The 25,602-nt window shown below is 45.5% G+C and carries 17 protein-coding genes; all 17 read right to left on the bottom strand.

All coding sequences use genetic code 11. The features are described from left to right. Positions 1-26: 26 nt before the first annotated feature. The 17 genes from def to CEQ75_RS09425 all read right to left on the bottom strand — a co-directional run bounded on the left by def (position 27) and on the right by CEQ75_RS09425 (position 25,334). Positions 27-473: a peptide deformylase gene (gene def / locus CEQ75_RS09505; RefSeq protein WP_089610130.1), complete on the bottom strand. Its 447-nt coding sequence runs from the start codon at positions 471-473 to the stop codon at positions 27-29. A gap of 8 nt (positions 474-481) precedes the next feature. Continuing rightward, complete coding sequence (priA, locus tag CEQ75_RS09500) at positions 482-2,728, bottom strand: primosomal protein N' (RefSeq protein WP_089610128.1); 2,247 nt, start codon at positions 2,726-2,728, stop codon at positions 482-484. Between the two features lie 129 nt (positions 2,729-2,857). After that, positions 2,858-3,691, bottom strand: coding sequence for a uroporphyrinogen decarboxylase family protein (locus tag CEQ75_RS09495; RefSeq protein WP_089610126.1), 834 nt, complete (start codon positions 3,689-3,691; stop codon positions 2,858-2,860). A 209-nt stretch (positions 3,692-3,900) separates the two neighbouring features. Next, positions 3,901-4,587 (bottom strand): vitamin B12 dependent-methionine synthase activation domain-containing protein, encoded by a 687-nt coding sequence (locus CEQ75_RS09490; RefSeq protein WP_089610124.1) that lies wholly within the window; start codon positions 4,585-4,587, stop codon positions 3,901-3,903. Between the two features lie 149 nt (positions 4,588-4,736). Beyond that, the gene (locus tag CEQ75_RS09485; protein WP_089610122.1) at positions 4,737-5,663 is read right to left on the bottom strand and encodes a glycyl-radical enzyme activating protein; all 927 of its coding nucleotides are present in this window, start codon (positions 5,661-5,663) and stop codon (positions 4,737-4,739) included. 85 nt (positions 5,664-5,748) lie between these two features. Next, on the bottom strand, positions 5,749-8,145 hold the full coding sequence (locus CEQ75_RS09480) for a glycyl radical protein (protein WP_089610120.1): 2,397 nt from the start codon (positions 8,143-8,145) through the stop codon (positions 5,749-5,751). A gap of 1,295 nt (positions 8,146-9,440) precedes the next feature. Then, entirely contained in the window at positions 9,441-9,971 is a 531-nt protein-coding gene (locus tag CEQ75_RS09475; protein ID WP_089610118.1) for a 4Fe-4S dicluster domain-containing protein, read from the bottom strand. Between the two features lie 15 nt (positions 9,972-9,986). Beyond that, positions 9,987-12,209, bottom strand: coding sequence for a molybdopterin-containing oxidoreductase family protein (locus CEQ75_RS09470; RefSeq protein ID WP_089610116.1), 2,223 nt, complete (start codon positions 12,207-12,209; stop codon positions 9,987-9,989). Between the two features lie 306 nt (positions 12,210-12,515). Further along, positions 12,516-14,396, bottom strand: coding sequence for an ASKHA domain-containing protein (locus CEQ75_RS09465; protein WP_198306495.1), 1,881 nt, complete (start codon positions 14,394-14,396; stop codon positions 12,516-12,518). 25 nt (positions 14,397-14,421) lie between these two features. Next, complete coding sequence (locus tag CEQ75_RS09460) at positions 14,422-15,318, bottom strand: glycyl-radical enzyme activating protein (RefSeq protein WP_089610112.1); 897 nt, start codon at positions 15,316-15,318, stop codon at positions 14,422-14,424. A gap of 62 nt (positions 15,319-15,380) precedes the next feature. Beyond that, positions 15,381-17,828 carry a glycyl radical protein gene (locus CEQ75_RS09455; RefSeq protein WP_198306494.1) on the bottom strand — a complete coding sequence of 816 codons (2,448 nt, stop codon included), beginning with the start codon at positions 17,826-17,828 and terminating at the stop codon, positions 15,381-15,383. A gap of 138 nt (positions 17,829-17,966) precedes the next feature. After that, positions 17,967-19,016: a hypothetical protein gene (locus tag CEQ75_RS09450; protein ID WP_089610109.1), complete on the bottom strand. Its 1,050-nt coding sequence runs from the start codon at positions 19,014-19,016 to the stop codon at positions 17,967-17,969. A gap of 146 nt (positions 19,017-19,162) precedes the next feature. Then, a complete protein-coding gene (locus CEQ75_RS09445; RefSeq protein WP_089610108.1) occupies positions 19,163-20,557 on the bottom strand; it encodes a monomethylamine:corrinoid methyltransferase in 1,395 nt (464 codons plus the stop codon). A 78-nt stretch (positions 20,558-20,635) separates the two neighbouring features. After that, positions 20,636-21,271 (bottom strand): corrinoid protein, encoded by a 636-nt coding sequence (locus CEQ75_RS09440; protein ID WP_089610107.1) that lies wholly within the window; start codon positions 21,269-21,271, stop codon positions 20,636-20,638. A gap of 733 nt (positions 21,272-22,004) precedes the next feature. Beyond that, a complete protein-coding gene (locus tag CEQ75_RS09435; RefSeq protein WP_089610106.1) occupies positions 22,005-23,057 on the bottom strand; it encodes a uroporphyrinogen decarboxylase family protein in 1,053 nt (350 codons plus the stop codon). 124 nt (positions 23,058-23,181) lie between these two features. Then, complete coding sequence (locus CEQ75_RS09430) at positions 23,182-23,976, bottom strand: CobW family GTP-binding protein (RefSeq protein ID WP_089610105.1); 795 nt, start codon at positions 23,974-23,976, stop codon at positions 23,182-23,184. After that, complete coding sequence (locus CEQ75_RS09425) at positions 23,976-25,334, bottom strand: uroporphyrinogen decarboxylase family protein (RefSeq protein WP_089610104.1); 1,359 nt, start codon at positions 25,332-25,334, stop codon at positions 23,976-23,978. The genes CEQ75_RS09430 and CEQ75_RS09425 overlap by 1 nt, the downstream gene beginning before the upstream one ends. Between the last annotated feature and the right edge of the window lie 268 nt (positions 25,335-25,602).

The following is a 25,602-nucleotide window of genomic DNA, read 5'->3' as shown; positions in this document are numbered from 1 at the left end:
TTCTTTAAAAACTTAATTGACTGCTCTTATTTTACCATTCTATCAACAAAAAGCACACCATGCAAATGATCGATTTCATGCTGCAGGGCTCGGGCCAGAAGTCCCTCTCCTGTGATATGGACATCCTGCCCTCTTCGATCCAGCCCCTTGACCGTAACCTTAAGGGCGCGCATCACTTTGCCCTGCATATCAGGGACACTGAGGCAGCCTTCCGCATCCAATTCGTGCCCCTCCTGGGCGATAATTTCCGGATTGATCAGTTCGATCAAGCCCTCTCCCACGTCAATAACCACGACACACTTGGAAATACCAATTTGGGGTGCCGCCAGGCCTACGCCGTCAGCCGCCCGCATGGTATCCGCCATATTGTCCAAAAGCTTTTCAATGTTGGCATTAACCTTGGGTACCTTTTTTGCCTTTTCTCTTAAAAGAGGATCACCTATTTTAACAATTTCATAAACAGCCGTTTTCAGCCCCTCCTTTACATCATATTCAGCGGTTCAACGTCAACCGCCACCAGAATATTTTTATGGGGATAACCTTCCCCCCGTGCCAAATCTAATCCCCGTACCAGGTCCAGCCTGGTCTCGGCTAAATTCCTCGTCTTGATCATCATTTGAATCCGGAAACGATCCTTGATCTTCTCTAAAGGCGCCGGCGCCGGTCCTAATATTTCACTTTCTTCATTTAACTCTGCCTGTACGAAACGGGCGATGATCAGAGCATCTCTTTGCAGATGGCCGTAATCTTCCCCGGAAAATAAAATCCGAATCACAGAGCCAAAAGGGGGATAACCTGAGATCCTTCTCCTCTCGATTTCTCCCTGATAATAGGTGCTGTAATCCTGTCTGGCCGCAGCGAGCAAAGTAGGATCCTCCGGGTTATAGGTTTGCAGCACCACTTCTCCCGGGAGAGCACCTCTTCCCGCCCGTCCGGAAACCTGAGTAATCAACTGAAATGCCCGCTCTCCGGCCCGCATTTCCGGCAGATGCAAGGCCATATCGGCAGATATTACTCCCACCAGAGTCACTAAAGGAAAATCCAGACCTTTGGCGATCATCTGAGTTCCTACCAAAACATCAACCGCCCCGCTTTTGACACCAAAATAAATTTCGTCATAGGCGCCTTTCCGGGCAGTGGTGTCCCCGTCCGCCCGGGCCACCCGGGCCTCAGGCAAAAGCTTTTTTACCTCTTCCGCCACTCGCTCCGTACCGGTGCCAAAATGACGGATGGCCAGGGACCCGCACTGAGGGCAGGTCTTCGGTACAGGAATACTATAACCGCAATAATGGCAGCTTAAACGGCGGTTCCCCCCATGGGAAGTGAGGGAAATATTGCAATGAGCGCATTTCAGCACCATGCCGCAGGTGCGGCAGGAAACGAAGGTGTGATAACCCCGTCGATTTAAGAAGAGCAGGGATTGCTCGCCCCGGGAAAAACGCTCTCTTAATTTTTCCTGCAGCAGGCGACTGAAAATAGAACGATTGCCTTCCTTTAATTCCTGCCTCATATCCACAATTTTTACCGTGGGCATTGGCCTTTGATAAATCCTGTACTTTAAAGTGATTAAACGGTATCTGCCCTCTAATGCCCAATAATAGGTTTCCACACTGGGTGTGGCACTGCCCATAAGAAAAGAGGCCTTTTGCAGACGGCATCTTTCCAGGGCCACCTCCCGGGCATGAAAGCGGGGCACATTATCCTGCTTATAGCTTTGCTCATGTTCTTCATCCATCACAATTAACCCTAAATGAAAACAGGGAGCAAAAACCGCGGACCGGGCGCCCACCACCACCTTGACCACACCTCGGGCAATATTGACCCAGGCATCCCTCCGTTCACCCCAGCTCAAACCGCTGTGTAAGACCGCCACTTTTTCACCTAAGCGGGACTTAAAAACCGATACCAGCTGGGGGGTCAGAGAAATTTCCGGCACCAAAATAATTGATTCTTTCCCATCCGTGAGCATCCGCTCAATCAAACGCAGATAGATTTCTGTTTTACCGCTGCCCGTGACCCCATGCAACAGTATTGGTCGGTTATTTAATGCATATTCAGTTTCGATGGATTTCAATACATTAATTTGTTCCTCTGTAAGCTGATGCTGATCGGCCTTAGGTAATTTTCTTTGGCCGTAAGGATCCCGATAGACCTCCTCCCGCGTCACCTCAACCAGCCCTTTTTCCAGAAGGGATTTAAGAGAGGAACGGGAAGCACCGGTTGCAGCAAGCATCTGAGTGACAGGGCTGCCGGGATGTTCCCCCAGGTATGCCAAAATCTGCTGCTGTTTTGGTCCGATTCTCCCCGGAGGTTTGCCTTCTTGCCCCAGGCCACCGGATGGTTGCACCAAAAAAGCAAATTCAGTATTCTTCCCTTTGAGCCCGGTGGGGAGAAATTTTAAGCCTCCCGGCAGCATCGACTGCAGAGCCGAAACCTTGGGGCAAAGATAATAATCCGCCATCCAATAAGCCAGATCAATTAATGCTTTGCTTAAAAGGGGGAAGGGAAATACCAGTTCATCAATTTCCTTGACCTGGGCCACCTCCGGTTCCGCAACAAAGCCCACGACAATTCCTTCCAGTTTCTGTCTGCCAAAAGGAACTATCACGATGGAACCAACCTCGATTTGAGCTGCTAATCTATCCGGTATTTGGTAATGAAATATCCGGTCAACTGCCTGGACTGCTTTATTCACAATGACTTCCGCAAACTGGGGTTTAACCGGCAATTTCTTCCCTCCTATATACTGCCCTACTTTACCATTATACCAGAAAAATGGCGGTGAAAAAAGATATCCTCCCGGGATGAAAAAATAGCATCCCTTTCAGAATGCTATTTATCGGAAAATTTTCAGCCATTAACGCACCAGATCATAGGCCGCTTTAATGATTTCAGGTGATAAATCCTCATACAGTCCGCCGGAAGACCCAAAGATATACCGGGGATGATGCTGCCATTTTTTTAATAACAGAGGAATTTCCTCTTTAACCCGTTCCAGAGACTTAATGTCCGGACCGTCTTCGTATTCAAAATTACCCCAAAAAACCCAATCGTCGTATTCCTTAAAATCAAAATTATGCGGACCAATGCCGCAAGAAGGCTGGAGACACTGGATGCCCCGAAACCCGGTATTTTTCAGCATAGGCACCAGATCCAGAACCTGGCCGTCCGAATGAAAAAGGAAAGGGACTTGATCCTTCCCGTATTCAGCAATCAAATCTGCTAGCAGAGGAAAATAATATTCCTGCAAGAACCGAGGTGAAACCATTAAACCATCAGTTCCCGCCAGGTCATCCGCCAATAAAACCCCTTCGCAGCCTTCCTTCAGGGCACGGTCAATTTGACCCCTCGTATCCTGAATGATGGCTTTCATGGTTTTGGCTGCTTCCTTCGGCTCCCGCACAACCAGATAACACATCTGAGTAAAATCAGTTTGTTTAATTAACATCGTAAGCGGCCCCTGATAAAGGCCCATGGTAAAGTAGCCTTCCTGACGCCAGGAATTCCAGGGAATTTCCGGCTGCCACATTTCAAAGGTCACTAAATCAGCATTAAGATACTGCAAAAGAGAAGGTAAATCCTTTTGCTGAAATAATTTCATCATCCCCGGTGCAATAAACATCTCTCCCTTGGGCGGGCGATCCGCCCCTTGACCCGATATTGCCTGCCATACTCTATCCCGACCATTCAAAGAAACCTACTCCCCTCCATCTATAATAATGCATTAAAAACTCAGCCCACGTCAAGCTGGAATCCCGGCCAAATCCTTAATATCTGATCAAATCTATATTAACAGGACGACATGCTGATATGAAAAAACCCAGTCTTGTTGACTAGGTTTATTATAGCAGAAAAAAACAGGGTGTAGAAGAAATTTCTTAAATCCTTTCTTATCCTTTCTTATTTTGAAAGCTGATATTTGTTCTCATAAAGATCTTTGTCAAAGGGTGCTTTTCTGTCGGGACACTTTTCATGGAGACAGAGCTGACAGTTGGCATAATTGGATTCCGTGGGAAAATAAAAACCGGATTCTGATTTGATGGGTTCCATTAAACAGCTCTCCGATAACTCTACACCAATTAAACCTTTCACATCTCCCAGCAATTTAAATAAGGGTTTTTGCTCTTCCAAAGGCCATTCCGGCAAAGATCCGGGGTTCATCATTGCTGTTTTGCCGAAATCAAATTCTTCTGAGATGTCAGGGAAAAGTTTGAGGGTTGCGCTGCGCAGTATTTCTTCTTTGATGCCATCAGCCACCAGCTTACCAAAGGCATCGTCAAAAGCTTTGGACCATTCTTCCAGCTCCGTGCCGCTGGTCACTACAAAAGCTGCCACCCTATTGCTGTCGGCCAAATTAATCGGCAGAATTTTACTGGTAAATTTAATGCCGTCAATAACGACATAATCATCACCCTTTTCGTCCACATAGGCCAGCTTATAGGCAATTTGGGGTTTTCCGATCGCCAGGGCCTCTTCAATTAATTTATCAACCTTTTTGGCATAGGAAGCAGTCTCTTTCAGATGTATATGATTAAACAGGTAGGCACGGTCAATTTCACAGACTGCATTTTTTACCAATGTTTCCACGTTCTGAACAACCTCCTTTATGATTTAAAATGTGAAACCTTGAACTAAGCATGTTTAGGTCAGCATACTGATAGAAGTTAACAGTTGCAATTATGATCATAATTATAATTAAAACGGCTTCGACCTTGCCGGCGGAAACCGTTTTTTAATTAAACTACATCAACTTCCAAATCATAGGACTCCAGGATATTAACGGCTTTTTTTACATTCTCTCTCTCCAGGGAAGGTAAGTCTCCCAGAAAATATCTTTGGCCCAATGCCTCATATTTATTGGACCCCATGCGGTGATAAGGCAGAATGTCGATCTTGTCCAGGCCCCATAATTTCATAAAACGACCCAAAGCTTTCAGGTTTTTTTCATCATCATTGTACCCGGGAATCATCGGGAACCTGATATGCATCTCAATACCCATATTTTTAATTTTACCGGCATTTTCCAAGATCAGCTGATTGTCAACGCCGGTGATTTCTTTGTGCTTCTCGGGATCCATGTGTTTGATATCAAAGAGCACCATATCCACCTTTGATAAAACCTTCTCCAATACTTCCCAAGAGGCAAAGCCACAGGTATCAACACAGGTATGAAATCCCATATTGTAACACTTGTCGATCAGCTCGATCAGAAAATCCGCCTGGGCAGTACACTCCCCGCCGCTGAAGGTTACCCCCCCATCGGAATTGGTATAATAAACAGAATCTTTTTTGATGACCTCGAAAACTTCGTCCGCTGTCATCCATTTACCTGACATCTGTCTGGCATTAGCCGGGCAAACATCGATGCAGGCGCCGCAATTTTGACAAATTGTCCGGTCAACAACTACAGAACCGTCTTCCATCTTTTTATTAGCACCCTTGGGACATGCCTCCAGACAAGCGTAACACTGGACACATGTTTGGGGGAAAAACATCATTTGGGGTTTATGAGAGATGGACTCCGGGTTGCTGCACCAAAGGCATCTGAGGGGGCAGCCTTTAAAAAAAACAGTGGTGCGTAGTCCGGGTCCGTCTTCCGTGGAATATCTTTGGATATTATAAATAAGTCCTTTGACTTCTGAAGACGCATCTTGTTGGGTCATTTTCCCGTCCTCCTTTTTTTTTAAAAAAAGCCTCCCGCTCTTTTCCAGGCGGGAGGCTTTTTAATTGCCTAGTTTAGTTTAATTTTTATTTGAAGGTTAATTCGGTTCTCTTGATGATTTCATCTTGAACCCCTGGATCCAGTCTGGTGAAGTAGGCGCTGAATCCGGCAACCCGAACGACTAAGTCTTTATATTTTTCCGGTTGCAGTTTCGCATTCTGCAAGGTTTTGCTGCTCACGATGTTAAACTGAATGTGCGAACCGCCTTGATCCATATAGGTTTTAACCAGGCTCAGCAGGTTTCTCATGCCCCGAGGAGTTTCCACTGCCGAAGGATTAAATTTCACATTAAAGTGATTGGAGTTAAATTTAACGGTATCAAGGGCATAGGCTGCTGAGTTAATCAGAGCGGTCGGTCCTTCATGGTCGGTACCAGGTGTAGCGGAAACACTGCCGTCAGTCAGGGCACGATAAGCAGGTCGGCCGTTGGGTAAAGCACCCATAACCGCACCAAACAGGTTGTGCAAGCTGTTGGAGTATGCATCCGGTTTGCCCAATTTGCCGCAGTAGTTACGGCCGGCTTTATAATAAGCTTCCCAAACTACATCGTAGCATTTACGTACAAACTCGTTAACTTCTTTGATGTCGTTACCATGTTTAGGAGCATCCAAGCACATCTTTTGGATGTCTTCATATCCTTCAAAGTTAGCCAGCACAGCTTCTTTCAATTGTGCCATGGTCAATTTCTTTTGATCAAATACCAGGTCTTTAATGGCCAGCATGGAGTTGGCAGCATCAACAGTACCCACGTTAATCATCAGCTCAGCTGTATATTGTGCGCCATCATTCCAGCAGTCCTTACCGCTTTCCATGCAGCCATCGGTCATCACGGAACGCAGAGTTAAGGGTAGATTGGTAGCCTGATGATCGTTACCGACACGACCATGGCGGCGCATGGTTGCTACTGCCCAATCAGCCTGTTCACGGTAAGCTTCAAACATTTCATCAAAGGTCTTGAAGTCAACCGGGTCGCCGGTCTTAGGTCCAACTTCGATACCGGTCAGAGGATCTACACCGTTATTGAAAGCCAATTCAAAAGCTTTGCCGATACAAACTTCACCTTCTACCGGGTGGGAGGTTTTGTTGGCAATGTCAGTACCAACACAACCAAAGATGGCTACACGTCTTGCATCTTCTAAGCTAACGCCTTCTTCATGGAACATATCCATCATTCTGGTAATAGCTACCGGGGTGTTCATAATCTGGGGATGACCAACACCGGTTTTTATTACTTCTACACATCTAAAGAGGAAATCTTCTTGCATCATCGGATGCCAGAACAGAGCCAATGGGGGCTGAATATTCTTTAAGTCGATATGGGCATCACAGCAGATATAGTCCATTTCGCAGGTAGCATCCTGGCCTTCTCTGGTCAAGCCGCCGATACACAAGGTCTGCCCCACGTGGGAGGACCAAGCTTTAGCAAATTTAGGTCCATGATAGTAACCGATTTCCTGTAATTTAATGAAGGCTAATTTGGTCATGGTGAGAGCATCATCTCTGGTGATTCTGCCTTCGGCAATATCCTTTTCATAGAAAGGCTGCATGTATTGTCCCCAATACCCTAAGGAGTAACCGCAACCGGTAACTTCGATTTCCAGAGCCAGATGAACAAAGAGGAAACTCTGCATTGCTTCTTTCAAGGTACGAGCAGGATTTTCCGGAACCCATTCACAGGTTTCAGCCATTTCCAATAATTCCATCTTGCGTTCGTAATTTTGTTCTTGGGCAGCCATTTCCCGAGCTAATGCCGCATAACGATGTGCCCAGGTAATCATGGCATCCATGACGATAATTACTGCTTGATAGAAATGGAATTTTTCTCTGTTTTCACTGGATACTACCAATTCATGCATACGTTCCTGGGCTTCTTTTTTAATGTTAGCAGCGCCCTGGTTAATAAATCTTTCATAGTTCATGGTTCCGCCGCCGGCCGGCCAAGAGTTGCCGTCATAGAAAACACCGGTTTCCTGTGCAGGCATGGAGCTGTAGCCATAAACTTCTTCAAACATTTTGTTGGCATTGTCGTAACAGTTGCGGGTGCCCCAATAGTTAACAATATCACCGAAGGTGGCACGGTCTGCTTCCGTAACTTCTACTTCGCCCAAGTGGCTGATAATGGTACCTTCATTGTTTTTCATCCAGTCGCAGTTCCATTCCGGGAAAGCATAAACGCCGCAAACATATTGGGTCAAGCTGCCGGCAAAGATGCTGTCATCAATATACAAAGTTTTATTTTCTAAAATATGGGCAAGTAATTTTGCTCTTCTGAGGATCTGCGGCTCGCCATCTGTTAAAGGATAAATTTCATTTAATAATTCCAGACGTTCGTTATCCAGCTTTTGGGGAGCATCCAGTAAAATTGCTTTTAAATTGTGAACTCTTTCATCACTGTACTTACGAGCCTTTGTTTCAACAGCCATTTTTTAATTGCCTCCTTGTTTTTACCTTTAATTTATTTTTTAACTAATATTTATTGCCCTTCTTCAGGGCTTATTACCTAAGCTGAGGTTACCACAAAACCTCTTTCCCATGGTTTCATGTTATAATCAATCTTAACCGGTGTTACCTTCTCCTTGAGATCCTTAGCAAAGATAAATTCGATCCCGCCAATCTCAATTACTTCATCATCTTGATTTATTTCACCTAACGTCAGACTGACCTCCGGGGTTCTGGCTCATCCACACCCATCCTCAATTAATTCCAGCCGCACCGGCTGCTTTTTGCTGCTCATCAGCTCTGTCAGTTTTTTTAAGGCAATATCAGTTACCTCAATGATATTTACCACCCCCTTGCATCTTTATCCCGGTGTTGATGGAATCGTCCGGTTCCAGAGAAATATATCCGCATTTTACCCTAATACTTCGTTCCAATGATCACGAGCATCTTAAAAGTCAATTCATGATGTTTTTAATCTGTATGCTCTTATATTATTGCAAAACCCATGCCAACTTTGTCAGTAATAGTTCTTATTTTTGATTTTAAATGATCCGAAACTCCCCTAACCCGTGTTGATCAAGGGTTTTTTAATAAATTTTTCCGGCAAATTATATTTTCTCTGTTAAAAGAAACTTAGCTTTACCTTAATCTATATTGCAAATTCGATGCCAACATAAGCCGGATGTAATATATTCCAAAACCCTTTCCTTGCAAGGGTTTTTGCTTTTATGGCCCCTCTTTTCCCGCTTTTGGTCGTGAATTTAAGAACAAATTGGCCTAATAATTTTTGTGAAAATGGTTGTTTGATCGTGGTGCATTGCCTGGTTTTTTCTAATTTTAAAACAAAACTGTCTTAAAACGATACATAAGTGTTTTATTTCAAATCATATTCATGATATTTATCCATTAGAGGAATTTTTTTGTTTTATTCTGCAACAAGAAACCATTTTTTAAGGGTCTTCCCAGTGAACTCGTTCAGCTAAAGCTGAACATCGGGGCTTCAGATGGGGAATCTACCCCACCAGAAGTGAAAATAGGAGCTCCCACTTATAGAAGTGGGAGTCTTGGAATTTGATTAACAACGAAAAAATTGGCCATGAAGAAACCCCTGCAGCTTGACGGCAGGGGCTTCTTCAATCACGGGAAATTATTCGGCATCCTTCAATCGTAACATGGAACACTGCCGGCAGATGTCCATTCCGGGCCATTCCTGCCCCCGATCAAGCAAGGAAGCACCCTGAGAGTATCCTGTACACCGCATGCCGGAATCTTCTTCTCTTCAATCCGAAAAAACATCTCTGATATAGGATAATTTTTTTTGGCAGGACTGGGCATATTTTTCACGTACATAAGCTATTATTTCCTCCATGGTACCCACTTTAATTGCTTCACCGCAACAAGCCCGGGCACAAGCAGGGAGTGCTCCTTCTACCAGAGAATGGAGGCACAGATTGCATTTTTCCATTTTTCCGTTGATACCAACCTGAGGTGCTCCAAAAGGACAGGCCCAAAGACATACCCGGCAGCCGATACATTTACTTTGATCCACTACCACCACCCCATCTTCCATCCGCTTGGTGATGGCATTGACAGGACAAACCTTGGCACAGGGGGGATTACCGCAATGCATACAGTTCATGGGGAAGAACTCACAATGATCTCTGTCTTCCCTTGTTACTTCTGTCTCGGTAACAACCAAATATCTGGGACCTGCCGGCAAATTCTGTTCCATTTTGCAGGCAACTTCACAAGCACGGCAATTCATACAGCGGTCCGTATCCACATAGAATATCTTCTGGTTATTTTTCATCTGTGATCACTCACCTTACTGCATTTTTTCAATATCCGCCAAGGTGTTAAAATAGGCAGTGGTATTACCATCCACAAAAGGCTGGTATTCATGCATAATCCCATCAGGAAATTCCCTGGGTCCTCCATAACTTAAAGCAGTCAATTTGTTCACGCTCCAGCCAAGTTTCACCCACATGCCGCTGCTTAATTCCACCACCCCGGCTTGGACCCGATTACTAACCTTGGCCAAAATGTTTTCCAATCTGCCCCGGTCATTAAAAACAGCCACCTGATCCCCGTCTTGTATCCCTCTGTCCAAGGCATCCTTTTTATTGATAAACACTTTCGCCGGACCTTCGATTTCTTTAATCCAGGGCAGGTTGTAAAATTGGGAGTGAGTGCGAAAAGCCGGGTGCTGGGAAATAATAGTTAAGGGATATTTGGCAGCAAGTTCGGGGGTAGCCATCGGGCTTTCGTCCGGCTCGACAAAATGGGGCACCGGTTCAAAATCACCCGTAACTTCTTTACCTCTTTGTTCCATGCCCACAGAGTAGAGTTCAATCTTCCCGGTGGGGGTGGTAAACTGATAATCATGATAAGGAACAGTGGGACACCAGCTTTCCGGCAACAGGGCTGGTCCTTTGGGTGAGACCATTTCATCCACATTACATTCGTATTCAATTAAGACACGAATCCAATCCAAACCGGTAATATCACGGGGAAAATATTCTTCATAACCCATACGCCGAGCCAATTCCGACCAGATCTCAATATCCGGCACCGCCTCATAGTATGGCTGGCATACCGGTACCACAATCTGGTTGTAATGATGCCAATAGGAAGGATGTAACCCATACTGTTCCAGGAAATGGCAGGCGGGCAAAACAATATCCGCCCAATCGGTATCATCGGTCATAAATTGTTCGATGACCACAAAGAGGTCCAGTGCCTTCAAGGCTTCAATGGTGTAATCCACATAGGGCTGCTGAGAAACCAAGCCGCCCCGCCAGGAAATAACCGCTTTCAGAGGAGGGTCCTCTGCTGCACGCATCGCTTTGGCAAAAGCGGCAATGTTGATCATCCGGGTTTTACGGAGGAAAGCACCCTCGGGATTGGAAACCTTGGAACAGGCAACAAAACCAGATAAGGAAGGAAACCCCATGGCATCCATAAAATTATAATTGGCACTCTTTTTGCCGATATGACCGCAAACGGCTGCCAAACAGGCTAATGCTCTCTGGGTCTGATGACCGTTGCTATATCTTTGCTGCCCATAACCGCACTCCATATGAGAATCATGGGTGGCATACATTTCGGCCGCCAATTTTATTTGATCCGCCGGAATTCCCGTTACTTCTGCTGTTTTATCCAGAGTCCATTCCTGAACCAGTTTTACCAGATCCTCAAATCCATGGGTATATTTAGCGATAAAATCCATGTTATGCAGATCATTTTCAATGATGTGACGGATCATGCCCAAGGCCATGGCCCCGTCTGTGCCCGGACGCGGACGCAAATGCACATCGGCCTTGGATGCCACTGCCGTAACATAAGGATCAACAACAATCAGCTTGGCCCCCCGCTCCATGGCATGATATAAGAAAGGATAGAGGTGGGGGTTGGTCGCCGAAGGGTTACGACCGACCAGCATGATCAATTCGGTATGCTCGGACCAAATCTCCGGTGACATGGTATGCTGAAAACCTAAGGTGTGATAAGACCCGGCAACACCGGAAAGCACACAAAAACTGCCCACTGTTTGGCTGGCCCCGTAAAGATTTAAAAAACGTTTGCTCACAGCCTTGGCCATATGCTCCCGATTACCGGAATAAGCATATTCGGCCAGGGCTTCGCCCCCATACTTTTCTTTGATATCTTCCAGTTTTTCTACAATATAAGCGAAAGCTTCATCCCAGCTGATGCGTTTAAATTTCCCCTCGCCTCGGTTACCCACCCGCATTAAAGGATATTTAACCCGATCCGGACTGTTGATTTTTTGTACATTAGCATACCCCTTAAGACAAAGATGTCCCCTGGTTATAGGATGATCCGGATCACCTTCGATTTTGATGACTTTCTCATCCTTAACATAAACCAACATACCGCAGGTATCATAACAATTGTGGGGACAAGCCGTTTTGACAACCCTGTCGGCAAGCACTTTTTCTCCGCCTACCCAGACGGGAACCTGTGTTGCAACAGCATATTTATCCAAATCTTCTTTTAAAGGCCATGCTCCCGTCTTTTCTGAAGTCATATTCTAGCCCCCTCTTCCCCCATAAAGCAGACACTTCGTTCATTTAAAATAAATAATCGAATGGAACGCAGAAAATAAAGAAACTGATTCATTCATGCAAACCATAAAAATTTTCTTAATTAATTATAACATGTCGGTGTTCAAATCAAATCTTTATTTTCCATCCTCAAAAATTTAATTTTTTTAAAAAAACGGTTAAATAAACCGTTTTTTTATAGTCCTAATCTATACGATAAGATATGATTCCAATGCACAAGCAACCAATAAAACAAACCCTAAGACTATTAAACCCCCTGCTTTCCTTATTTATTTAACCACCTCTTGCCCAACCTCCTTTTTGGGAAAAATCATTTCCTTCATAAAGCTGGTATAAAAGGCATCACTGGATGAAAGCTCAACATGGTGCACATTATCGGAGAGATGATCAGCCAACTCTCTTTGTTTTTTGGACAAGAGTGCCATCTTAGCCCCTTCCCCTGCGGCATTTCCCACAGGTATGATTTTCTGCACGTCGATGCCCGGAAACATACCCAGGAGCACGGCATTTTTTTGGTCGATGTAGTTGCCAAAAGCACCCGCTAAAAATACCCGGTCGATCTGAGCAGTGGAGATGCCCAGGTCTTCTGCCAAAACTTTAATGCCCGCAGCAATAGCTCCCTTAGCCAGCTGCAGTTCCCGAATATCCTTTTGGGAAATAATAATATCTCGTTCATTGCCGTATTCACCTTTAAAGGCCAGCACGAACTCCCAGATATTATCATTGCGGCGCATGCGTTGTTTCAGGTTTTCATCTACCGACCCTTCCAATTTGCTGCTGTCAAGAAGCTGCCCCTTAAAATTCATTAGGTTCGCTTTATATAATGCGGCAATGGCATCAATGATACCGGAACCGCAGATCCCTTTCGGCGCCATATCGCCAATGACCTTTAGTTGAACCTTGCCGTTTTTAATGCTCACTTTTTCAATGGCTCCATCCCCGGCACGCATCCCATCATGTATTTGTGCCCCTTCAAAAGCCGGGCCCGCGGCAGTGGAACAGGTGAGGATCTTACCGTCACCGGCTAAAACGATCTCACCGTTGGTGCCGATATCAACCGCCAGACTATACCCTTCCTGATCATAAATTTTCGTCGCCAGCATCACACCCATGGTATCAGAACCAACATAGCCGGCAATGTTAGGCAGGACAACAATTTCTCCCTCCGGATGCATGGGGAAGCCCATTTCTTTGCCTTGCACCGTCATCCGGCCTTTAAAACAGGGGATAAAAGGTGCTTTAACCAGATTCCTGGGATCAGCTTGCAAAAACAAATGACTCATGGTTGTATTGCCCACAACAGCTATATGATAAACATATTTTTCTTCTATGGAGTTTTCATGGAGTAATTCTTTCATTAAATTGGCCATGGTTTCTACAACCAGGTCGTTTAACTTTTTTAAATTATTAAAATCTTCAGACACGACACTGATGCGGGTCACCACATCTGCGCCGAAGGAGGCTTGGGGATTTGTCTCCCCACCGGCACTAATTACTTTGCCGGTTTTTAAACAAACCAAATAAACGGCAATGGTGGTCGTCCCGATATCAAAGACAAAGCCGTATTGACTTTCCCTGGTATCGCCAGGTTCCACTGCTATTAAAGCATTATCCATTAAAACTGCCGTCACTTCATAAGAAGATGATCTGAGCAACTCCGGCAATTTATTTAAAACCCCCAGAGGCGCCTCTCTCTTTACCCCTGTCTTTTTAATATCCTCCACCTGCTGGAGCAACCGTTCCAAATCAGGCAGCTGATCATGAAGATCAGGTTTCTTTAGAGTAACAAAGAACTTTTCCAGATTGGGATCAGTAAAACGCTCCTGACTAAAATTCTGCAATTCGATCTTTCTGTTCACGGCATCTTCAATCTTGGGAATCTCAAGCACGATATCTTCTTTAATCAAGCGCTGGCAGGAAAGGACCCACCCCTCGTCCAACTCTTCCTGGGAAAAATGCTTTAACTCCACGGCTGTGACGGTCGAAAGCTGTCCGGACAAGATCTTGACGCCGCATTTGCCGCAAGTGCCTCTGCCTGCGCAATCACTGTTTAACAAGATACCATGGTGCACCAAAAAATCCATAAGATTGCTGTTTGGCTCGGCCTGGTGACGCTCGGTTTTTTGATTTCTGATAATTTCTACTTGCATTTTTTTCATTCCTTCATATTTTTATTTACGCCAAAACGGCCCTGACGCCGCGGGCTACCATGCGGTCACGCACAAGTATCAACCTCTCCTTGGACAGAGCGGGAACGCCCTCAAGGGCATATTCGAGCCCAAGCCGGCGGTAGGTGATGGTGCCCATCTCATGATAGGCCAAGAGGTCGACTCGGTTGAATTTGTCACCCAGGGTTTTGATAAAATCACAGGTCGCGTCGATGTTTTCTTCTGAATCGTTGTAGGTCGGAATAACCGGATAGCGTAGGATCAGATCCTTCTCATGGCTGATCATTTGAATGTTCTCCAGAATCTGCCGGTTGGAGACCCCGGTGAGTTCCCTATGCCTCTCGTCATCCATGTGTTTCACATCGCAGCAGACATGGTCCAGATAAGGCAGAAGCTCCTGCACCTTTTCCATGGGGGCGAAGCAACTGGTTTCGATATTGGTGTTGATTCCGGCTTCATGACATTTTTTCAGGAGGGCCTTGGAAAACTCGAACTGTAAAAACACTTCACCGCCGCTGATCGTCAGCCCGCCCGGCATTCTGTTCCAGAAAGAACGGGAACGTTCGATCACGTTGTAGACTTCATCCAGGCTCATAATCATTCCGGAAAAACGCAGGGCGTTATTGAGACAGGCATCCTTGCACTTCCCGCAATGCTTGCAGCGCTGCCGATCAATAATAACTATTTTTTCAAGCCACAACGCCTTTTCGGGGCAGGCGGCCACGCAGCGTCCGCAACGGACGCAAAGCGTCTCCATATGCAGCAATATTGGATCTTTCTGCTGGGATTCCGGCGTGGAACACCACTTACAACGCAAAGGACATCCTTTCAGGAACACGACCGTGCGCAGGCCTGGTCCGTCGTGCTTCGAACCCCTGTCTATCTTGAGCACAACCCCATCCATCTTTACCACCTCATTTCAAAAAGGCCGGCCCGGGGCAACCCGGGCTGGCACTAGATTAAGAGTTAAGAGTGAAGGGAATGCTCTTCCCGCTGAAGAACCAGATCCTGTACGGTGGGCGGCAGGGTGACGAAGTTGGCGCTGTAGCCGACAACGCGGACAACCAGATCCTGGTACTTCTTCGGCTCTTTCTGCGCCTTGCGCATCACCCCGGTGGACAGGCAGTTCACCTGCATCTGGGCGATCTTCTTGTCAACGAATGTACGAACCAATCCGGCGAAGTCCCTGCGCCCCTCAGAGGTGTCGCAGGAACCGCCATAGATGCGCACATTCCAGATGGTGTCATGATCACCGTATGAATTGATCTTGCCCTGGGAGTTAAAAACGCCAACCAATCCGTTAGATTCGGAGCCCAAGCTGGCGCCGACGCCGTTGGCCAGAGGCTCGCCGGCCTTACGGCCGGTGGGCAGGGCACCGCAAACCGCGCCGTGGGGCACGAATACGGACATGGACACGCCGCCGGGCTTCAGGCAACCACCGCGGGCGTTTCTGAGCTTGATCACAGAGTTGCTGTACAGGTCATGCACATAGTTGCACCATCTGTCGGCGAAATCGTTGTCATTGCCGAACTTAGGCGCTTCCTGCAAGGCTTTGCGCAGTTCGTCGTAGCCCTCGAAATTAGCGTCAAGGGCATCGCATAGGTCTTTCATGCTATATTTCTTGTCGATGAAGATGACCTTTTCGATGGCGGCCAGGGAGTCGCCGGCATCAGCATAGCCCACGCAAGTGCCCGGGCCGCCGAAGTTGTAGCGGGCGCCGCCCCGTTCCTTGGGCAGGCCGCGTTCAACGCAGTCTTCCATGAAAGCAGACTGCCAGATGGTGGGGAAGTACTCGCTTTCTATGGTTTCCTGGCACATTACCAAGCCTTCGTCCACATCCATGATGTCTTTGAAGACCGTTTCCAGGGCGCCTACCACTTCGTCCATGCTGGTAAAGTTGCGGGCGTCGGGAATGGCCGTAGGAATCATCCGGCGCTCGTAGAGATGGCTCTCTCCCTTGTTCAGGGCAAGTTCGATGAGGGCGCCGTAGTTGATGTAGCTATGCATGGGCGAGCCGTAGTGGAACGGGCCCGTGTGCTCGACGCAGCCGGTGGGGTAGTAATTTCTGACCATTTCATATGTGAGATCGGGATCGTTCAGACCGCGGGGCATGGCCAGCATGCCGGGAATGACGACATCGTCGTTCACGATGGAGGGCTGCCCGCCGCCTAAGGCCACTACCTCACCAATCTTTTCCAATAGCGCCTGGGGGCTCTGACTGTGCACGCGCACCGACATGGAGGGCTGGAACAGGTTGGTGTGGATATAGGCATCAAGAATCATGTAGGTCAGCTCGTTGGTCATGTCAAAGCCGTTCTCGCCGATGCCGCCCACAGTCATATTGTGGAAGGAGCCCGCCCCGGAGTACCAGGATAACACGTTGGTAGTGAAATAGTGGGCCGATTCGGCGAACCAGATGCTGAACTCTTCCAGCATGGCCAGGGCGTCGTCTTTGGTGATGCGGCCTTCTTTTAGATCCCTTTCATAATACGGCAGCAGCCAGCGGTCGACAAGGCCGGGACCATTGGCGTGGTCGGTGGATTCCATGCGGGTCAAGGTTTTGAAAAAGACATAGGCTTGCAGGGCGTCATGCATGCTGCGGGACGGCTTAGCGGGAACCTGGCGGCAAGTATCCGCGATTTCCATGAGTTCCTTTTTGCGCACCGGGTCAGCGCACTCTTTGGCCTGACGTTCGGCTTCGTCGGCAAAGCGGTTTCCGTAGGCAATGGCCCCGTCCATGGCGATAATGGTGGCTTGCCAGAATGGAATGGCTTTCACCTGATTGAGATCGGTCGTGTCGACATTGGCCAGCTTTTCTTCGGCCTGCTTCTTCACGCCTTCCGCGCCCATATAAAGGTAACGGCGCCACGGGAAGTCGAAATGGCCCACGTCGGTGTCGCGGCGATGGTCATGCCCGCAAATGTTGGCCGGCATAGGCGGGAAGCAGCTCGCATCGGCGAAGTTGGTGTTTTTCAAATTTTCCGGCATGTTGTTTACAAGATGGTAAACCATGGTGCGGGACCAGTCGCCGGTGCCCCGCCAATAGGGGAAGATATCTTCAATAAGGGTTTTTTCGTCTTCGGGGCTCAGATCAAAATGTTCATACTTACGTGACTTGCAGGCCTCGATGTCGTCAAGGAATTGGGGGCCGTTCCAATCGGGAAATACGCCGGCGCATTTCACGTCGCAGTCGCGATAACCGACCAGGTAGTCTTCCGGATGGATAATGACCGGCATTTTATTGCAGCAGTTGGCGAATGCCTTTGCGCGGCGTATCATGATGTTTTCGCCTTCGGCGTTGGCGAAACCTTCCGTGTAGGCCTTGGTGCGTTCAATGTTGATACGCCACGGAGTTTCGAACCAACGGTCAAGTCGACGCTGAACCCGCGCGTTTTTGATTTTTCCTTTTTCCATGATCATTCTCCTTTAGATAATGGTTTTAATCCTTACCTTTTGTTACCTTTTTCCATGCATTCCATCAGCTTAAGCAAAGCTTTGTCGGTTACTTCCAACATCTTAAAACCATCCACCTTGAGCTTGAGATGGCTGTTTTCAATCCACATCGTCCCAGGTGCCCGGTGTCTTTTGTCCTTTCCAGAGATACGGCTGTTGGCCGATCCCGAAACAATACACCCAGGAAAATCCCCAGAACACAGTATGCCAAGCAAAGACCTGAGCCTGCCAGAGGGAAGTATCGCCGGGAACGAGGGTATTAAATAATGGTATGATGGCAAGGGTGATTAGATAACACCAGGTTAAAACTGATAAAAGTGCGATCGTTGTGCCCCATGGTTGTCTGATTCGGCAAAAGGGCCAAGCTTGGGTGCAAGCAAAGACGGCAAAATTCAAGCCACAGGTAAAGGCAAAAAATAAATTAAATTCCGCAGAACCGGCACCTAAATTCCAAGTCCAGAACTGAGGCGCATTATGATCAATCGTAAAATGACCAAGCCATGATGCCACTGAAACAAAGATCCACATTAATCCTAACAATAAAGACCAGGAGAGGATACTAAAGGTGGGTTGTTTAACACGCCGAAACAGATATGCTAAGCCCCCGGTTATAATAATGGGCTGCAGCATGGCAAACCAGGTAGAGGGAAAAATCACAATAGTACGTAAAAGAACGATAGTACCACCTACAGCAATGAGTAAATTAAGAAACATTTTTCTGACAGGCGGAATATTTGGCAGGTGCGCATCTCCGCCGATAAAGCTGGTAGCTGCAAGAATCAACCAGGAATTAGATATAATAGGAAAGGCCCACATCACAATATTGACATGCAGGAAACGTACCAGTACGATCCAGAATGCGGCAGCAATAACCTTTGCCAACAAAATCAACAAAATCCCCTTAACCCATCTGTTTTCAACCTTTTGAAAAGGCCATTGCCCGGCGATGCCAAAGATACTGACTAAATAGGCACCCATTGTTGATATGCCAATGGAAGCATATTGAGCAGATTCTGCATCCATAAACATGCTGAGAAATGGTTCCCAAAACAACCAAGATAAGAAAGCGAACACCAAAATCATGATGACCCAGGGAAGAGCTACAAGGAAGGAACGCGAGGTAGGTATCTGGACACTCGTTTGATTCATCTTTTTTTCATCTCCTTTACCCACTTACACTTTTATCAGAAGACAGCTATATGTAACGTCAAAAAGACGTTACATATAGCTGAACTTTGACCTTTATTTATTTGTACAGTTGCTTTAGAAACAATGCACTATTATTGACTTTAGGATTAAAGATTTTTCAATCCTTGTTCTCTTAATTCAGCTTTAACCTTTTCGTAAAGATCAGTGAATTCAGGCAATGGCGTACATGATTCGATATCATAGCATTGATCGAAAGGTTTGCCGCCTTCATGCAACGTACGAGCAAGCATTCTCTCTTCATATTTTGCTAAGCAATATTTAACCAGTCTGTTGGCTTCGGCAAATCCGATTTGAGCTTCACAGACAGCGTCGCATACTTCACTGGCGAAACGAGCACCGATAGGAGTTGCGCCCATATGGCCGCCGCTCTGCCAACCTGTACCGCCGGCGGAGAACATACCGGTAACAGCACAGCCGATAGCACCGGCAGCATGCTCCCAGAAATAGGACTCTGTGCAAGGACCGGAAACCACAACGCCCCAAGGAGCACCGGCCACGGAGAAGGTATTGGTGTTATTGGTCCAGGCAGCACCGGCATGGAAATTGGTCCATAATGCGGTACGGCTGGTGGTGGCGAAGTACATACCGTCAGCACTCCATAATCCCAGGTAGGAAGGATTGTACAGCATGCAATAAGCAAACAATTCAGCAGTGGTAACAACGGCAGCCATATTGGGTGAACCTGAAAGTCCGCCTACATAAGCTTGGCCGATACCCCATTGATGATGTCCGAAAGCGAAGGTGGACACGGTTCTGGTGAATTGTTCATAACTGGTTTTCAGATGGGGCATGATATAAACGTGACGCACGTCACCTTTGCGCATCCCGGAATCAGAGTTCATGGCAGCCATGGCAGCCTGTAAGGACACAGGTGCACTGGAGCAGTCAGCTAAACCGGGACGACCGGCAGCTTTTCTGGCCCATTCCACAGCAGCAACCCTTTTCAATTCACTGGTCATTTCAGCGGGGCTCCAAGGTCTGACATCAGCACCGCCAATATGGGGGATAATGCCCTGGAAGCAGCAATGGTCAATTCTTTCTTCTTGGGCATAAGCATAAAAGACGCGGTCAATCAAAGCAGGATCCTGGCTGCCCAAGACACGGGCTAAAACATTTCCAGTAGGTCTTTTGTCATGAAGGGTTCGTTTCACCATGGTGGTAGCATCTCTGCCTTCCCCAATGGTGGAGGAGGAGGGGAAGACCTTCATAATAGCGTCAACTTCTTCTTCCGTCCATTTAATAACTCTGTTAGTGGTTACATTATAAACACCGACTTCGACAAAAAGTTCTTTGGCAGCTTTATAAATATTGTTGATTTCTTCAATGTCCTGAGGAACGATTTCATCCGGTTTATATTTAATATCATATTTTTTGATCAGTCTTTTTAATGCCGGCCAATATACCTTTAAATCAAATTCCTTTTCTGTCATCATAGGGCCTTCTTCAGCACGATTCCAATAATTAAAGAGCTTACCTTTCACTCAAATCCCTCCATTTTTTATGTTAGATTATGGCAAATATTAAAAATCAATTTCCGTATCTATTTAAATTTAAAAGCATTATTTCCCGATGATTCTCTTAGCTTCAACTACTGCGTCAATGGCATCTTTGGCATATCCATCAGCACCGATTTTATCTGCGAAATCTTGATGTACAACACCGCCGCCTACTAATACCTTATATTTATCCCGAATACCTTTGGAATTCAAGAAATTAATTACATCACCCTGGCTGGGCATAGTAGCTGTCATCAAAGCAGACAAAGCAATAATTGAGGCGTTATTTTTTTCTGCAGCTTCGATAAATACTTCAGGAGCTACGTCTTTTCCAAGGTCAATTACTTCGAAGCCGCCGGTAGCCAAGGTTCCAACCACCATGTCTTTACCAACAGTATGAACGTCACCTTGTACGGTTCCAATAACTACAGTACCAAGTGATTCAGCTTGGCTATTCGTTTTAGCCATTTCAGGAATTAATATATCAGAAGCAGCCTTCATCGCATCAGAAGCCAACATAACTTCCGGTAAGAAGAATTCCATATTGGCAAACTTTTCACCAACTTCTGTCATCGCTTCGCTTAAAGCATCAAATAGATCTCTGGCTGCGGAGCCCTTAGCTAATTCTTCATTCACCAGTTGTACGGTTAATTCCTCATCTTGGTCCAATAACGCTTGTTTCAAATTGTCAAATGCCATTTTATATCCTCCTTAAATTGACTTTTAATATTAATCTTTGTATTATTGTTTGCCGAGCACTCTTCACCTTTAGGAAAGCTATCAAGCCTAATAATAAATATTATCTAAAACCTGTTCCGCCTCCCCCCCTTAGCCAATTTTTCAGCTTTTCCCCGAAGAATGCCATCCCCGCTTTGTGTTGAATGATCATCAATCCCGTTCCTCATTACCGGAACTTTCAAAACGGTTTCTCGCCATGTGAAACTTGACGCTTATTATACCTATAATCAATTGCAAACCTTGTGCCAAGATTGCACATTTCCCTTTGATAATTGTTTTTTTATTTGATGCAAACGTAATTACTTATGGAAACTAAAGCTTTATTGCTTTAATTGCTTAAATGTTTTTTTATAATTTGCTTTTTGAATTAAATCAAAACTTTTTCATATTGCCATTTACCGTTATCTATTCCTATTTATGTAACCATCTTAGCAATTATTTTGATAAAATTACCATTTAGTTTATAATCTTGTCCTGTTTTGCAACATTCGTGTTTTAAAATGGAACAAATCTATTCTTCTAATCAAAAATGGTGTTTTATATTATGACATTCCTAGTTATACACTAAGCATTGAATAGGTTGTTTGTGATCAATATCCCTTATAGATAGTAAAATGGCATCACAGTTTCCGTATTTTTGCATGAAGAAAAATGGAAAATATGATGCCATTAAAATATGAGCATTAAACAAGTATTACTTGTGCTTGGCTGCGTAATCTTCAGATGCCCTGGTCATGGCAAGAAGATTCTCGATGGTAGTTTTGGCCGGAATATCGCATCCGGGCATTAAGATATAGCCCCCATTTAATCCAGCCAGTTCAATTCTTTTATAAGCTTCATCATAGCAACGTTCCGGGGTGCCAAATAACATATCGTCTACCGTATTCATATTCCCCATGATTGTCAACTCATCCCCTGCCACCTCCAGAGCATATTTCAAATCTACCGGAGAATCAATGGAGTAAGCATCGACAAAGCCCAATTTCTTTACTTCGGGAATTCTCATATCTGTTTTGCCGCACATATGCAGGAAGAAATATTTACAGTTACGTAATTGGTCATTAAACTGTTTCATCGCCGGTACAGAATAAGCATCAAATTGCTTGGGACCAATCATATCACCACTGGACGACGGATCACAGATAAAAATGATATCAACACCGTTTTCAATCAGCATATTGGCATATTCCGCACAAGCAGTTGACATATAATCTAAGAGCTCATCAGCCAAGGGATTTTTTTTGCCAACTAATTTCATTAAATCCTTGATGCCCACCAATAAACCGGCGGCTGTAAAAGGACCTGTAATGGCAGCAGACAAAAATTTCCTGTCGCCTACGGCTTTTTTAACACCCGCTGCTTGCTGTAATATTTTTTGAATCAGTTCGCATTCTTCTAATTGTTGTCTGATTTTAGATTTGTCTAACTTTGGTATTTCAGTTTTAACATCGGTAAAGGCCTCTTCAACAGTCACGTCTTTACACGGTTGTGACGTGATCGTGGGGCAGCCGAATGCTTTCAGCCATCCCGTCCAATTACCCACGGAAACTGTTTCGCTTTTTATATCATCAAAAGCCTTAACCGTCATTTCTACGCCTAAATCTTCCATCCCGTAATAATCATCATAAGAAATTCCTGCTCTGTTAATCGTCCAGGTAGTTCCCAGAAGAATCATTACCGGGACACGGTCCACCGGTTTGTGTTCTAAGGTTGCAATCATTCTCTCCGTTGGTGTCATTTCTTTCATTAAATAATCTCTCCCTTTGTATTAGAATTTTTCTTGCTATGATACAAGTGAGATGGATATAGCTATATAAACCCATCTCACTCAATAATTTGTCTTATTTTATATATAAAAAGCAGCTGTAAAATTATTTAATTTCAAAAGGCACCCCGCATGTTTCCTGCCACGCCGACTCAATTTGGGGCAAAATTTCTTCCCATACCTTGGAAATAACGACTATTTTTGTTTCATTGCCTTTGGCCTGAACCGGCTTGATTTCCACCTGGTCATTCACTGCATCCAAATAGAACCAGCCTTCCCCCCCGTTATGAATAAAACCTTTGATGCGAAAGGCATGATTTAAAAGCCTTTTGGCAAATTCTGCTGCTTGTGCCGGGTCAACATTCTCTTTCGTAGATACCACATAATGAACCGGTCTTTTATAAGGAGTCTTCACGCTGCGCCGCACCGCCAGGCTCCTTTCCTGATTCATAAGATCAAGATCCAAAAGTCCTTCCACTTTAGTAAAACTGGTTTCAACGATAGGTGCATTGGGGTTCAAGGTACCCCGATAATCATAGCGCTCTCCCGTCTGGCTCCTGATTTCCTTCAGCATCTGACGGATCGGCTGGGGATTGGCCATCCCGGAGGTTTCCACCAAAAGGTAGTCCAAAGGATAATCGGCAAACCGGACCAGGGCATCCACAAAATTACCGGCCAAACAACTGCAAAAGATCTGCCCGTTATTCAATTCCTGAATTTCGAAGCCATGGTCATGAAACAAACTGCCGTCAATACCTACTTGTCCCCATTCATTCACGATCACACCGGCTTTGATATTCCTTGCCGCCAGGTCATCTAAAATATTATTCATTAATGTAGTTTTGCCCGACCCTAAAAAACCTGTCACCAAAAACAGTTGAATGGGTTTTTGCTCGGTCATTACATTGCTTCCTCAATTTGTACAATCAATTCATCCAGATTGGGAATAATGGATGAGTATAATAATTTTCCGTTCAGATAAAGGCTGGGCAGCTGGGCAACAGCCATCTTCTTGGTGCGGGCAATATCTTCCAGGTTGTTATAACGATATTCCACCACATCAATTTTATCGCCGAAATGCTTCTGGGCATCCTCGGCAACAGCCCACATATAGGTACAGGCAGCACAGGCCGTGGGGTCAAGCAAGAAAGCTTCGATCATGGGTTTTTTCAGGTTTTCATAATCAGGCAGCTCCACTTCCACATCGATATCGCTTAATTCATAATTGGCCACCAATTCACGGGCTTTATCCGTATGGAGCACGGCATGGGATACGGCAATGGTATTCTCGATAGGTGTGGCGTAAGGCATGTCGCAGCCGGGAGCAATGATCAAATTCTTGTTATTGACGTCAATGGAGTCGATCAGGTCAATCGTGGCCTTAATATTATCCTGTTGATTACCAAAAAGCATAATAGTCGTTAAGGGGATGTTCCCGCCCATGACGATATTATATTTATCGGTAATTTTCTTTGCCTCCGGAAGATTAACATTCTCGTCAATGGAAAGAGAATCCGGGCCGGTTTGGCACATCAGCTCAATAATATGGGTGGCATTACCGCAGACAAAGAAGGATGAAAAAGCACCTTTTTCCCGAATATAGTCAAAGATTCTTTTGTAAGGTCCGGATAAAAATTTGCTGAAAACGGGGGGCGATATTTGTGATACGACAGGATCAACGGGAACGATGACATCAACACCCTCATCTAAGTACAGCTGGGCCATCTGAAGGGAGATTTCGGTACAATAAGCCATGATTTTTTCTACATAGTCCGGATTCTTTTTCAAATCCCGGAATAACTTGGTACCCCGCAAATGAGAAGCAAGGGTAAAAGGTCCGCAGAACAGGCCATAGAGTGCCGTTGTATCTCCGATTTCTTTTTTAATGCGCCGGGTTACGTCAATGACCAGGGGTAAACGGCCATCTTCCTTGGAAATCATTTTAGTAGGAATTTCATCGGTATCTGCCAAAGGGCTGTCCATAACGCAAGGAGGACCGTTTTTTTCAAATCTGACAGTACAACCTAAAATTTCCGCTTCCAACTGCAGATCAAAAAGCAAGACTTGACCGTCCGGACTGTATACTTTATTAACTTCCATCAAAGAATCAAAGAGCTTATTCGCATCGGTATAAACCTCCGTGGCATCATAACCCTTTAAAAATCCGGCATGCACACCGGCAAAAGGAATCCAACCGGGACGAGGTACTTCTTCATGCTGCAAAACCTTGTATATCATTTCTTTTCCTGTCAAAGTCATTACTAATGATCACTCCTTATTATTTTTATCAGCTTTTCATATTGGAAAACAGTCTAATTCATCATAATAATTTAATAAGCAAGATTTATGCCAATACTAAGAGTCAGGTTATATAACATCACAGCCAACCGGGGGTTTACGTGAATAATCCCACATGTAAGTTGTGCCTGCTGACTGATAAATCGTCAACAGGCACAAAAAATAAAGGGATCATGTCCCAAAATAATTCAAACCGGCATGATCATGTATCAAATCACTACACATTGAT

The organism is Dehalobacterium formicoaceticum, from assembly GCF_002224645.1.
In the GTDB taxonomy this organism is placed as follows: domain Bacteria; phylum Bacillota; class Dehalobacteriia; order Dehalobacteriales; family Dehalobacteriaceae; genus Dehalobacterium; species Dehalobacterium formicoaceticum.
The sequence above is the reverse complement of the archived record's forward strand: the minus strand, read 5'-3'. Positions and strand labels throughout refer to the sequence as shown.

Coding starts and splice junctions, on each gene's coding strand:
- CEQ75_RS09460 (WP_089610112.1), bottom strand. CDS start 15,318: ATGGATGGGGTTGTGCTCAAGATAGACAGGGGTTCGAAGCACGACGGA.
- CEQ75_RS09480 (WP_089610120.1), bottom strand. CDS start 8,145: ATGGCTGTTGAAACAAAGGCTCGTAAGTACAGTGATGAAAGAGTTCAC.
- CEQ75_RS09485 (WP_089610122.1), bottom strand. CDS start 5,663: ATGACCCAACAAGATGCGTCTTCAGAAGTCAAAGGACTTATTTATAAT.
- CEQ75_RS09475 (WP_089610118.1), bottom strand. CDS start 9,971: ATGAAAAATAACCAGAAGATATTCTATGTGGATACGGACCGCTGTATG.
- CEQ75_RS09440 (WP_089610107.1), bottom strand. CDS start 21,271: ATGGCATTTGACAATTTGAAACAAGCGTTATTGGACCAAGATGAGGAA.
- CEQ75_RS09455 (WP_198306494.1), bottom strand. CDS start 17,828: ATGGAAAAAGGAAAAATCAAAAACGCGCGGGTTCAGCGTCGACTTGAC.
- CEQ75_RS09450 (WP_089610109.1), bottom strand. CDS start 19,016: ATGAATCAAACGAGTGTCCAGATACCTACCTCGCGTTCCTTCCTTGTA.
- CEQ75_RS09430 (WP_089610105.1), bottom strand. CDS start 23,976: ATGACCGAGCAAAAACCCATTCAACTGTTTTTGGTGACAGGTTTTTTA.
- CEQ75_RS09465 (WP_198306495.1), bottom strand. CDS start 14,396: ATGCAAGTAGAAATTATCAGAAATCAAAAAACCGAGCGTCACCAGGCC.
- CEQ75_RS09425 (WP_089610104.1), bottom strand. CDS start 25,334: ATGACTTTGACAGGAAAAGAAATGATATACAAGGTTTTGCAGCATGAA.
- CEQ75_RS09470 (WP_089610116.1), bottom strand. CDS start 12,209: ATGACTTCAGAAAAGACGGGAGCATGGCCTTTAAAAGAAGATTTGGAT.
- CEQ75_RS09435 (WP_089610106.1), bottom strand. CDS start 23,057: ATGAAAGAAATGACACCAACGGAGAGAATGATTGCAACCTTAGAACAC.